This is a genomic window from Mycolicibacterium grossiae (assembly GCF_008329645.1).
Taxonomy (GTDB): Bacteria; Actinomycetota; Actinomycetes; order Mycobacteriales; family Mycobacteriaceae; genus Mycobacterium; species Mycobacterium grossiae.
This window is the reverse complement of sequence record NZ_CP043474.1, coordinates 1,603,932-1,615,976: the sequence shown is the minus strand read 5'-3', so window position 1 is coordinate 1,615,976 and position 12,045 is coordinate 1,603,932. Positions and strand designations below refer to the sequence as shown.

At 71.9% G+C, this 12,045-nt stretch carries 11 protein-coding genes; 2 read left to right on the top strand and 9 right to left on the bottom strand.

Annotated features, from left to right (window positions below; genetic code table 11):
• Positions 1-17: 17 nt before the first annotated feature.
• From FZ046_RS07805 to FZ046_RS07785, 5 genes are all read right to left on the bottom strand, one after another.
• Entirely contained in the window at positions 18-908 is an 891-nt protein-coding gene (locus tag FZ046_RS07805; protein WP_070353941.1) for a ferredoxin family protein, read from the bottom strand.
• Positions 905-2,113: a cupin domain-containing protein gene (locus FZ046_RS07800; RefSeq protein ID WP_070353940.1), complete on the bottom strand. Its 1,209-nt coding sequence runs from the start codon at positions 2,111-2,113 to the stop codon at positions 905-907. Before FZ046_RS07800 ends, FZ046_RS07805 begins: the two co-directional genes overlap by 4 nt.
• 9 nt (positions 2,114-2,122) lie before the next feature.
• On the bottom strand, positions 2,123-2,371 hold the full coding sequence (locus tag FZ046_RS07795) for a BatC protein (protein ID WP_070353939.1): 249 nt from the start codon (positions 2,369-2,371) through the stop codon (positions 2,123-2,125).
• Between the two features lie 122 nt (positions 2,372-2,493).
• The gene (locus tag FZ046_RS07790; RefSeq protein WP_070353938.1) at positions 2,494-3,252 is read right to left on the bottom strand and encodes an alpha/beta hydrolase family protein; all 759 of its coding nucleotides are present in this window, start codon (positions 3,250-3,252) and stop codon (positions 2,494-2,496) included.
• A 51-nt stretch (positions 3,253-3,303) separates the two neighbouring features.
• A complete protein-coding gene (locus FZ046_RS07785) occupies positions 3,304-5,502 on the bottom strand; it encodes a molybdopterin-containing oxidoreductase family protein (RefSeq protein WP_070353937.1) in 2,199 nt (732 codons plus the stop codon).
• 95 nt (positions 5,503-5,597) lie between these two features.
• On the opposite strand from FZ046_RS07785, the gene FZ046_RS07780 reads away from it, so the two are divergent.
• The gene (locus FZ046_RS07780) at positions 5,598-6,557 is read left to right on the top strand and encodes a DNA polymerase domain-containing protein (protein WP_070353936.1); all 960 of its coding nucleotides are present in this window, start codon (positions 5,598-5,600) and stop codon (positions 6,555-6,557) included.
• 18 nt (positions 6,558-6,575) lie between these two features.
• Here FZ046_RS07780 and FZ046_RS07775 read toward each other — a convergent pair whose 3' ends face one another.
• Both FZ046_RS07775 and FZ046_RS07770 read right to left on the bottom strand, forming a co-directional pair.
• Positions 6,576-7,280, bottom strand: coding sequence for a cutinase family protein (locus FZ046_RS07775; RefSeq protein ID WP_070353935.1), 705 nt, complete (start codon positions 7,278-7,280; stop codon positions 6,576-6,578).
• 75 nt (positions 7,281-7,355) lie between these two features.
• Entirely contained in the window at positions 7,356-8,279 is a 924-nt protein-coding gene (locus FZ046_RS07770) for an AEC family transporter (RefSeq protein WP_070353934.1), read from the bottom strand.
• A 236-nt stretch (positions 8,280-8,515) separates the two neighbouring features.
• On the opposite strand from FZ046_RS07770, the gene FZ046_RS07765 reads away from it, so the two are divergent.
• Positions 8,516-10,402: a S9 family peptidase gene (locus FZ046_RS07765; RefSeq protein ID WP_070353933.1), complete on the top strand. Its 1,887-nt coding sequence runs from the start codon at positions 8,516-8,518 to the stop codon at positions 10,400-10,402.
• Positions 10,403-10,410: 8 nt separating this feature from the next.
• Here FZ046_RS07765 and FZ046_RS07760 read toward each other — a convergent pair whose 3' ends face one another.
• Both FZ046_RS07760 and FZ046_RS07755 read right to left on the bottom strand, forming a co-directional pair.
• Positions 10,411-11,097 carry a GAF and ANTAR domain-containing protein gene (locus FZ046_RS07760; protein WP_407664452.1) on the bottom strand — a complete coding sequence of 229 codons (687 nt, stop codon included), beginning with the start codon at positions 11,095-11,097 and terminating at the stop codon, positions 10,411-10,413.
• Between the two features lie 75 nt (positions 11,098-11,172).
• A complete protein-coding gene (locus FZ046_RS07755) occupies positions 11,173-12,018 on the bottom strand; it encodes a cutinase family protein (RefSeq protein ID WP_407664451.1) in 846 nt (281 codons plus the stop codon).
• Positions 12,019-12,045 lie beyond the last annotated feature (27 nt).

Genomic DNA, 12,045 nt, shown 5'->3' with positions numbered 1-12,045 from the left:
CCCCCGAGTGGCTCAGCCTATCGACCGATCGTCAGGTCGACCAGGGTGTAGATGCGGACCGATCCCTCGACCTTGGCGCTGCACTGGCTCAGCAGCGGCTCGGACATCCGCTCGCCCAGCGTCACGGTCACCGTCGACGGTCCGGCGTCGAGAACCACCCGGGTGGTGGCGCCGTCGCGGTCCACCGACAGCGGACCGAGCGCGTCGATGCGATCCTCCCCCGACGCCTCGCGGGCGAAGTACTGCGCGGCCTGCACGGCGTGCGGCAGCGACGTCCGGCCGCGCAGCACGTCGTTGTGCAGCCTGCCGTCCAGGTACGAGCGCACCAGGCCGGCGGCGTCGGTCGAGTCGACCCGGCCGTAGCACAGCCCCTCGGGCAGCACGAGCATCGTCGCGGCGAACCGGTCACCACCGAGATGCGAACACTCCCAGGTGAAGTCGTGGTACGCGGCATCGATGGCGGCGGTGGCGCTGCGGCCCCGCACCGCGCAGCACTGGTCGTGCTTGCCGTGCGCGCAGATCGCAACCATCGGGTCGGACGTCCGCTCGCCGTCGTGCCCGTCGAGGTCCAGGGTCAGGTACTCCGCCGGGTCGCCGACCTCCCCGGCGAACAGTGCCTCGCGGCCGGGGTCGGAGTGCGCCACGAACCAGCGCCAGCGCCTCGTGGCCGGACGCCTACCGTGCTTGCGGATGGCGGCGACCCGCATGCCCGCCTTCTCGGCGCGGTGCACGATGGCCCGTCCGAGCGTCGGATCGATGCACGCCGGCGACTGCAGGAACGCCGAATGTCCCCAGCCACCGCACAATTCGAGCATCAGCCACCGCGACCCCGCCGACGCGGTGCCGTACATCGGATCGTTGCGGGTGCGCGACTGGTAGCTGCAGCCCTGCCCGGGGGCAGGGCTCATCGGTCAGCCGGCACCAGGACGGCTTCTCGCAGCAGTCGCCGGATCAGCACCGCGGAGTCGGCGGCGTCCAGCCCGGGCAGAACCCGGGTGTCGTTCACGGCGCCGCCGTGCAGCGCCCGTACCGCGTCGGCGCACGACGGCGGAAACGCGATGACGCGGTCCGGCAGGCGCAGCGCGACCCGGCCGTCGCGCATCTCGACGGTGGCGAGCAGGCCGTTGCGCCACCGCACCCGCGGCGGCACGTCGGCGGCGAGCGCGTCGACCGTCGCCAGCGGGCGTACCGCGACGGGCCGGGTGCGGTCGGCGTGCCGGCGCACCAGCCGCTCGGCGGCGCCGTCGCCGAGGCTTGCTGCGTCGTCGCGCAGGGTCGAGACCATCCGCGCCATCACCTTCGTCACCGTCGCGATGATCTCATCCCGGTCGCCCGGATCGGTGCCCATCGGCAGCGACTCCCGGAATTCCGCCCGGCCGGCGAGTTCGTCGACGACGGCGCGCGCGACGTCGAGGCCGGTCACCGCGGACACCCCGATGGTCAGGTGGATGGACGTCGTGTCCAGAGCCTGGGCCGAGTGCACCCAGCCCCGTGGCAGGTAGAGCGCGTCGCCGGGGGTGAGGACGGTGTCGATCACCGGTGCGTCCCGGGCGCGCTGCTCGATCGCCGCGCGGTGCTGCGTCCACGGCTGCGACGGCAGCGGATGCTGGTGCACCGGCTCGTGGACGATCCAGCGCTTCTCGCCGGCGACCTGCAGCACGAAGACGTCGTGGACGTCGTAGTGCGGGTCGAAGCCGCGGTTGCTCCGCGGCGTCACGTAGGCGTTGGCCTGCACGGGGTGGCCGAGGTCGTCGACGGCGTCGCGGACGAAGTCGATCACCGGCGGCCACAACCGGTGCAGACCCTGCAGCACGATGGTCGCCCCGGCGGCGAACTGCTGGAGGACCTTGGCCGAGTCGACCTGGTCGGGCATCTCCGCCCCGAAGCCGGCGGGACCCAGGTAGCAGTCCTTCGCGAGGACGTCGCCTTCCTTGGCCAGCCGGATGAACGGCGCGCGTACCCCGCGCTCGGCGATCAGCTCGTCGACCATCGCGGCCGAGAGCAGGTCGCCGAAGTCACGGGGCAGCGCGCCGGACCTGGTGAGCAGCGGCCGGCGACCCCAGTACTCGGTCGCGAACGCCCGAGAGTCGATCGCGATGCAGCGGCTCAGCATGGCGGTCGATCAGGCGGTGCCGTCGGCGCCGCCGTCGTGACCGTCGGGGTTGGAGCCGCCGTCGGCCGGGCCCTCGCCACCCGCGGAGCCGTCGGCGCCGCCGTCGTGACCGCCGGGGTTCGAGCCGCCGTCGGCCGGGCCCTCGCCACCCGCGGAGCCGTCGGCGCCGCCGTCGTGACCCTCGGGGTTGGAGCCGCCGTCGGCGGTTCCCTCTCCGCCGCCGGAGGAGGTGGTGATGTCGTCGTCGTCGAGTGCCATGTCGTTCCCTTCTCGTTGGACGCATCCCACCGCTCCGGACGCCGAGGCGACGCGCGGAGGGGCTTGGCCGGCGCGATGCGTGCGGTGCAGTGTTGCCGCGCGACGACCGGTCGAAACGACGGTCAGGCCGCCAGGTACGGATCGGCCCACGCGCTGATGATCCGGCCGGCCCGGGCGGCCTGGTTCTTGCCGGTCAGCAGGTGGTCGGCGCCCTCGAGCGAGACGAAGCTGCGGGGGTGCCGGGCGGTGCGGAAGATGTCGCTCGCGTTGGCGATGCCGACGGTGTTGTCGGTCGGCGAGTGCAGCACCAGCAGCGCGCGGCGCAGGGTGCGGATCCGCTCGGTGAGGTCGGCCTGGCGCACGTCGTCGATGAAGTGCCGCTTGAGCGTCAGCGCCTTGCCGCCGACGAGGAACGGCGCCTCGCCCTCGGCCTCGATGCGCGCGAGCAGCGCGTCGTAGTTGTGCTCGACGTGCGCGGGATCGTACGGCGCGCCGACGCTGGCGACGGCGGCGACGGTCGGGCAGTCGTGCGCGGCGGCGATCGCGGCCGCGCCGCCGAAGGAGTGACCGACCAGAAGGCGGACCTCGCGGCCGGAGGCGTTCATGTACTCGACGGCGCGGACGGTGTCGGCGACCTTGTGCGAGAACGATCCGTCGCCCCAGTCGCCGTTCGAGTCGCCGAGGCCGAGGTTGTCGAAGCGCAGCATCCCGACGCCCTCGCGGGCGAGTTGCTTGCACATGCGGCTCGCCGCCGGGCAGTCCTTGCCGAGGGTGAAGCCGTGGGCGAAGACGCCCCAGCCGCGCGGCTCGCCCTCGGGCAGGTCGATGAGCCCGCCGAGGTCTGGTCCGGACGTGCTGGGGAAGCTGACGCTCATCGCCACGCCGACGATCCTCTCACCGGTCCGGGTGTGCGCCGCGCCACGCCCGCGAGATCAGCCGGCGCGCGGGGTGACCCGGACCGGGATGTTGCCCTGGCGGGGGATTCCGGTCACCGGGTCGTAGTCGACGTCGGTCGGGATGAGGCGGCCCACGTTGCTGCCCCGGGCGCGCACCTCGTGGTCCTCCGACGGCAGCCCGCCGAACGCATGGTGCATCGCGACGACGTCCTCGCGCAGCGACTCGTCGGCCTCGACGACGCTCGGGATGAAGTCGTGCGGACTGGTGACGGTGACGAGGTCGCCGGAACTCAGGCCGAGCGCGGCGATCGTCGCCGGGTGCATGTACGTCGGGTTGTAGCCCTTGCCGCGGTTGAGTGCCGCCAGCGCGGTGCCCGAGGAGTTCATGAAGCTGCCGTGCCGGCGTGGGATCAGCCGCAACGGCCAGTCCCCGTCGGCCCGCCGGGCGGTGTGGTCCTCGCCGCGCACCTGCGCCAGCTCGGCGAGCATGTGGGCGTTGCCGACGTCGAGGCGCGCCGTGCAGTCCGCGTCGCGCTCGGCCACCACGGCGTCGACGTCGAAGACCTTGCCGTGCGGGTGACCGGCCACCTCGTCGAGCGGCACGCGGGAGTTCGCGCACATCTCGGCGAACAGTTCCTCGGTGGTCAGCGCGGTGTGCTCGTCCATGGTGACCACCACGGGCGGGGACTCCATGAATCTGCCGCCGCCACCGCCGAAGAAGTTGACGAAGAACATCGTCAGGCCCATCCGCCGGGCGAGGCCGAGGAAGAACTGCCACTCCTCGACCAGATCGGAGCCGGGCGGTGGATCGGACAGCCGCGGCGCGTACTGCGCGTAGGCCGCGGGGATGCCGGTGCCGCTGGCGTAGTACTTGATCAGCTCGCTGCCCTGCGTCATCGCCGGGGTCTCCATCTGCATCATCGGCGCGATGACGTAGTCCGCGAGCCGCGAGGTCAGCGACATCTCGGTGTCCAGGGTGACCAGCAGGTCCAGGCTCTCCAGCGCGCGGTGGGTCTTGCGTTGGTCGGGCCAGGCGGCCATCGGGTTGCCGCCCACGCAGATCAACGCCTTCACCTGACCGTCCCCCGGCTGCAGGATCTCGTCGGCCAGCGCGGCGGTCGGCATGCCGGCCACGGTGTCGGTCAGCCCGCGCATGCGCAGGTGTTCGCCGTACCCCCAGCCCTCGTACGGCGGATGGGCCTGCGCCTTGGCGGTGTAGGCGGGCATCAGCGTGTTGGGCCGCGTGACGCGCTCACCCGCCCGCTGCCAGCGCCCGCAGATGGTGGTCAGGCACAGGCAGAGGTACTCCAGCAGGTTGCCGTGCAGGCCGAAGTTGGCGCCGGTGCCGGCGTTGACCATGCCGGAGCGCGCCGAGGCGAACAGCCGGGCCGCCTCGACGAGCCGGTCGGCGGGCACGTCCGCGCGTTCGGCGACGTACGCGGCGGTGAACGGCGCGACCGCGCGCGCGAGGTCGTCGAAGCCGGCGACGTTCTCGGCGAGGAACTCCGTGTCGCACAGCCCGTCGGTGATGACGACGTTGATCAGGCCGGCGAGGATCGTGGCGTCCTCTCCCGGTCGGGGTTGCAGGTGGATCGCGGCGCGGGCGGCGGTCTGCGACCGGCGGGGGTCGACGACGATGAGCTGCATGCCGCGGGCGATCGCGGCGCGCAGGTTCTGTCCCGGGTTCTGGCCGGGGATGCCGATCGCCTTGGAGACCAACGGGTTGGTGCCCACCAGCAGCCAGGTGTCGGCCTCGTCGAACGGGACGTCGCCACCGAGCCAGTGGCCGTGCGCGGCCAGCGCGATCTGCTTGCCGGGCTGGTCGATGGTGTTGGCGGTGAAGAACATCGGCGACTCGATGGCCCGCAGGAAGGCGTTGGCCGTCAGCGGCGAGGCCGGGTACGGCAGACAGTTGGTGCCGATGTACATGGCGACCGATCGCGGGCCGTGCGTGGCGATCAACTCCTGGAGCCGCTCGGCGATCTCGTCCATGGCGCGTTCGGCGGCGATCGGCACGAACCGGTCCCCGTCGCGTTTCTGGCTGTGCAGCAGGCGGTCCGGGTTGTTGTGGATGTCCGGCAGGGCACGTCCCTTGGCACACGTGTAGCCCCGGAACATGGGGTTGTCCGGATCGCCGGTCACCTTGGTGAGTTGGCCGTCCTCGACCGTGGCGAGCACGCCGCAGTGGGCCGAGCAGATCCGGCAGATGCCGGGCCGCGTCGTGGTCTCTGGCATGGCTCTCCTTCGGGTGTCGCGGCCATGCTAAGCGAGTGCCCAGCGACACGGGCCGGAATGCCGCCCGCCGTCACACCCGCGCCTACGCTGGGCCCATGAGCGTCTCCGAGGAGCGCGCGGGCGTCGAGTTGACCAACCTCGACCAGCCCCTGGGGCCCGATGCCGGCGCCACGAAGCGCGACCTGGTCGACTACCTCGACGCCGTCGCGGACCGCCTGCTGCCCGGGCTCGCCGGCCGCCCGCTGACCGTGCTGCGTGCCCTGCGCGGGCGTGCTCCCTTCATGCAGAAGAACGTGCCGAAGTACACGCCGGACTGGGTGCCGACGGTGACGCTGTGGGCGGAGGCGTCCCACCGCGACGTGCGGTACGCGCTGTGCGAGGACCGGCGCACGCTGCTGTGGTTCGCCAACCAGCGGGCCGTCGAATATCACCCCACGCTGGGCACCGCCGCCGACGTGCACCGGCCGACGCACCTGGTGCTCGACCTCGATCCGCCCGCCGACGACGCGTTCTCCGCGGTGGTCGCCGTCGCGCACCTGGTGCGCCGTGCGCTGGCGGACTGCGGGCTTACCGGTGCGGTGAAGACGAGCGGCGCCAAGGGCATTCACGTGTTCGTACCGATCGACGACGCGGCGCCGGTCGACGACGTCGCGGCCGCGACGCGGGCGTTGGCGGCGCGGACCGAGGCCCTCGACCCGGAGTTGGCGACGACGGCGTACATCGTCGCCGACCGCGGCGGCAAGGTGTTCGTGGATTCCACCCGGGCGGGCGGCGCCACCGTGGCCGTGGCCTACAGTCCCCGGCTCCGCGCGGGCACGCCGGTGTCCTTCCCGGTGGCGTGGTCGGACCTCGACGCCGTGCACCCGTCGGACTTCACCGTGCACACCGCCGTCGCTGCCCTGTCCGGCCGCGATCCGTGGCGCACCGAGATGCCGGCACCGCAGACGCTGCCCGCCGACTTGATCGAGCAGGGCCGCGGCATCCCGGTGGCCCGCGTCGCCGCGATGCACGAGGGCAAGCGGCGGGCGCGGGCGCGCCGGGACGCCGCGGGCTGAAGCTCTTGGCTCGACTGGCTACAGCCGGCCGACCGCGAAGGCCGCGCCCTCGTTGACCTGTCCGTTGACCCCGTACAGCGCGTGCGCGACGGTCGGGGCGCCGGTGAAGCCGCCGTCGCAGATGGTGTCGCCCTGCGCGCACAGCCGCAGCGTCTTGTCCGCGAAGTTGGGACCGATGACGAGTTGCGGCGCGTCGTACTGCGCGAGGAACTGCTCCGACGGCGTGCCGAACAGCACGACGGCGGCGACGTGGTCGGCGGCCGCGGCGGGCAGCGCCGCGGGCACCAGGCCGGCGGGCACCCCGGCGGGTGCGGTGTCCGACGTGGTGAAGCCCGCGACCAGTGCGCCCTGCGAGTAGCCGCCCAGCACGATGCGGGTGTTGGGGCAGGCGGTCGACATGTACTCGATGCGCTGTCCGGCGTCGCGGACGCCGTCGATGACGGTGCGCGCGATCTCCTCACGGTTGTTGAAGTCGCTGCTGGCGGCGTAGTTCACCGCGTAGACGCCGACGGTGCGGGCGCCGGCCTGGGCGCGGACCGCGTCGACGAAGGACTGACCGGTCCCGCCGACACCGGGCGCCTCGCTGGTGCCGCGGGCGAAGACCACCTCCGCGTCCGGGCACGGCGGCTCCGCCGACGCCGATGGCGCCACCACCATCGCGGTGGTGACGGCCGACAGGACGGCCGTTGCTCCGACGGCCAACGTACGGATGAGTCGCTTCACGACGAACCTCTGCTCTCTTCGGTGCGACGCGCGTCGCACGTCGTCTCTACCCCGAGGCGAGCTGGCGAAACGGTGTCAGCCGCCGAGCAGACCCACGACGGCGGCGATGACCGGGATGGACACGGCCGTCGAGAGGAGCGTGGCGTCGCGCGCCAGCGACTCGTTGCGGCGGTACACCGCGGCGTAGGTGTTGATGTTCTGCGCCGAGGGCAGCGCGGCGATCACGGTGACGAGCAGCACCTGTGCGTCCGTCGCGCCGAACCCCCAGCGGGCCAGCGCGTAGGCCAGTGCGGGCATCGCGATCGTCTTGATCGCCACGACGATGCCGACGTCCACGCGGTCGGCCGAGGGCAGGCGTTCGGCGCGGCTGCTCAGCGAGATGCCGAACGCCAGGAGCACCGTCGGGATGGCCAGGTCCGCCAGCAGCCGCAGCGGGTCGGTGACGGGCTCGGGCAGGTCGATGCCGGTGCCGGCGAGGACGAGGCCGACGGCACTGCCGGCGATGATCGGGTTGGTGAGCAGGGCGACCACCTGCCGACCGGCCGAGCGCCGCGGTTCGGCCTCGGAGTTCAGCACGGCGATGCCGAGCGGCGCCAGGACCACCACCTGGAAGAAGATGATCGCCGAGATCTCGGTAGTACTGCCGAACACGTAAGCGGACAACGGAATTCCAAGGTTCCCCGCGTTGACGTAGGAGCCCGCCCAGGCGGCGATCGCGGCGTCGGCCCGGCCGCGCCGACGCACCAGGACCATCAGCGCGAAGCACACCCCCAGCACGGTCAACGCGGTCATCGCCGACACCAGCAGCGGCAGCGAGAAGATCTCGCCCAGCGTCGCCTCGGAGAGGCTGAGCAGCAGCAGTGCCGGCACGCCGATGTGGAAGGCGACGCGGTTGAGCACCATCCGCGCGTTGTCGCCGAGCACCCCGGTGCGCCCGACGATCGCGCCCACCCCGATGACGACCCCGATCACGGCGAAGGCTTCGAAGACGGCGAGCACCCGTCGATCCTTCCGTGTGCGCCCGGCCGTTGCCGCCTCGGGGAGGGCACGCGCCGTGCCGACCGCCCCTCCTGCGTCGACTGTGAATCTGGCGACGCAACGGCCGAGTAACGCGTCGTGAGATTCACACTCGCCAAAGGTGCGGCCCCAGTCGACGCTTATCACCTTGACGCTGTTGTCACTAAGTGACACAGTGGCGGTGTCACTAAGTGACAGCTACCCATCGAAAGGACACCATGGCGCTGCCCGAACTCATCACGGTCGAGGACCTGTTCAGCCCGCCGGTCAAGGCCGGCGCGACGATCTCGCCGGACGGCACGCGGCTGGCCTACCTCGCCCCGTGGAAGGGCCGGCTGAACGTCTGGGTGCAGCCCGTCGACGGGACCGAGGACGACGCCCGCTGCGTCACGGCCGACGAGACCCGCAGCGTGCTGAGCTTCGACTGGACCGACGACCCGCGATGGCTGCTCTACCTGCAGGACGACGGCGGCGACGAGAACTGGCACGTGTTCCGCGTCGACCTCGACGACCCCGACGCCGACGCCGTCGACCTCACCCCCTTCCCCGGCCGCCGCGCGTACCTCGAGCTGCCGGCGAGCCTGCCGGGAAAGGCGATCGTGGCGTGCAACAAGCGGACCGAGGAACTGCTCGACGCCTACGAACTCGACATCGCCACCGGTGAGATGACGATGATCGCCGAGAATCCCGGCGGCGTGGCCGGCTGGCTCAGCGGCCGCAGCGGTCAGCTGTTCGCCATGTCGCTGACCGCCGACGGCAACGCCGTCGTGCAGCAGTGGGACCGTGCCGCCGCGGCCTTGCGCACCATCGCGGTCTACGACGGGACGGACTACCCGCTGGGCATCTTCCCCATGGTCGTCACCCCGGACGGCACCGGGATCTGGATGGGCTCCAACGAGGGCAGCGACCTCACCCGCATCGTGCGGCTCGACGTCGCCACCGGCGCGCAGTTCGCCGTCGACGCCCATCCGACCCTCGAGGTGGACAACCGTGGCCTGGTGGCCCCGGTGGTGCCGCAACCGCTCATCCAGGACCGGCGCACCGGCGAGCTGCTCGGCGTGCGCTATCTCGGTGAGCGGCAGGAGATCCGGGCCCTCGATCCGCACTTCGCCGAGGTGCTGGCCGCCATCGAACAGCTCTCCGACGGCGACGTCGGCCTGCTGTCCTCCGACCTGAGCGGACAGCGCTGGGTGGTCGGCTTCAACCACGACCGCCGTCCCGGCCACACCTTCTTCTACGACCACGCGACCGGTCAGAGCCGACCGCTGTACCGGCCGTTCCCGCACCTGGAGGACAAGACGCTGGCGCCGATGACACCGGTGACCATTCCGTCACGCGATGGCCTGGAACTACACTCCTACCTCACCCTGCCGCCGGGTGTTCCCCCAGAGAACCTCCCGATGGTCCTCGTGGTGCACGGCGGGCCGTGGGCCCGGGACTGGTGGCGCTTCGACCCCGAGGTCCAGCTGTTCGCCAACCGCGGATATGCGGTGCTGCAGTGCAACTTCCGCGGATCCACGGGCTACGGCAAGGCGTTCGTCAAGGCGGCCATCGGCGAATTCGCCGGGAAGATGCACGACGACCTCATCGACGCCGTCGACTGGGCCGTCGCGCGGGGCTACGCCGATCCCCAGCGGGTCGCCATCTACGGCGGGTCCTACGGCGGCTACGCGGCGCTCGTCGGAATTACGTTCACCCCGGACGTCTTCGCCGCGGCCGTCGACTACGTCGGAATCTCCAGCCTGGCCAACTTCATGCGAACGTTGCCGCCGTTCGTCCGACCGAACCTCGCCAACAACTGGCACCTGTTCGTCGGCGACCCCAGCGATCCCGAGCAGGAAGCCGACATGCTGGCGCGCTCACCGATCAGCCGGGTCGACCAGATCCGCACACCGCTGCTGGTCGTCCAGGGCGCCAACGACGCCCGGGTGGTCCAGGCCGAATCCGACAACCTCGTCGAGGCGCTACGCCACCGCGGCGTCGAGGTCGAGTACATGGTGAAGGACGACGAGGGACACGGCTTCGTCAACCCGGACAACTCGATCGACATGTACCACGCGGTGGACCGGTTCCTCGCCGAGCACCTGGGCGGGCGCCAACAGTAATGCCGGCCTCAGCCGCCGCGGGTGCCGAGCACCTGCTCGGCGATGTCGACGAGCGCGCCGCCACCACCGTCGGCGTAGGCCTTGAGCATGTCGAAGGCCTGCACGTCGTCGACCCCGTGGCGCTCCATGAGGACGCCCTTGGCCTGGCCCACCCGGTCGCGATCGGCCAGCGCCGACCTCAGGTGGGCGTGCTGGCGCTCGGCGAGGACGGCGGCCACGGCGTGGGCCGCGAGCACCGACCCCGTCGCGAGCGCCTCGGCGTCCCACGGCGTCGGCGCGAACCCGAACAGATTGAGCGCACCGGCGGTCCGCTCGGCGGTGTAGAGCCGGAAGGACATCCCGCTGAGCACACCGAGTTTCACCGCCTCGACGGAGTACGCCGGCCAGCGTGGCTCGTGGCGGAAGTCGTGCGTCCGCACCACGAGGTCGTCGAGCGCGGCCTCCAGGCACGGGCCCTCGTGCAGTAGTTGCTGCAATTCGTCGAGTTCGTGCGGCAGCGGGGACGTGCCCGCGTGCGACTCGAACTGGCCGTCGTCGCCGATGAGCAGGATGCCGGCGGCGTCGACGCCGTCGATGATCTCCACCGCGGCGCCGGTCACGTCGTCGAAGACGTCCGCGCGGCTACGGGGCCGCGCCACGGTCCGCGCGAGGTCGGCCATGCGCTGGGCGAGGTCGAACTCCGGCGGATCGGGCACGAACCGCAGGCTGCCCGTTACGACCCGTGCGCAAACGCCCGGCCGGCGGAATCACCGGCGCACGCGCCGCCGCGGTCAGCCGTGCGTGCTGCTGAGCGCCAGGGTCGACGACGGCAGCGGCGCCGACGCGGCGACCAGCTGGTAGAGCGGCGCCACCCAGGCGTGCGGCCCGCTGGCGGTCGGGGCGTAGGCGGTGTGGATCGCGATGCCGGCCTCGGTGCTGGCCGTCGAGTCGGGGTCGTAGTCGCACACCAGGTCGCCGACGTCGCAGACGCTGATGGTCCGGGCGCCGAGGGCGGGCGGCAGCGGCGACGTCGGGGCGGAGGCCAGGAACGAGTGCTCCTGGGCGACGCCCTTGCCCACACCGGGCACCCGAGCGGTCGACCCCATGTCGATCGTCGTGTCGCCGGGCAGCCGGTCGCCGTCGGCGACCAGGAGCACCGCCGCGACGTGCGGATCCTCGGCCAGGTCCGCCAGATTGCGGTGCATGACCATGGCGCCTTGGGAGTAGCCGGCGAGGACGACCTTGGTGTCGGGGCAGCGCTCGGTGAAGGCCGTGAACTGCTCCCCGGCGGCTTCCGTGCCCGCCTTGACGCTGTCCATGAACGTCATCCAGCCGCCGATGCTGCCGTCGAGCGGCACCGGCGCGGCCGGGTACTGCACGGCCTCTGCGGTGATGGTGCGTCCGTCGGCGGCGAGGTCCGCGGCCAACTGCTCGTAGGACTGGTAGACGACGTCGCCCATGCCGCCGTTGGCGTAGAGCTTCGCGCCGTCGCGCTGACCCGATCCGGCCGCACCCATCCAGTGGTAGTCGGCGCATCCGGCGGGCGCGGCGGCAGCGACCCCCCCGGTCAGCCCGGCCAGGGCCATGCCACTGGCGATGACGGCGCTCACCACGGCGGTGCTCAGACGACGATTCACGGTGTTCCCTCCGACCTGTTCAGCCGG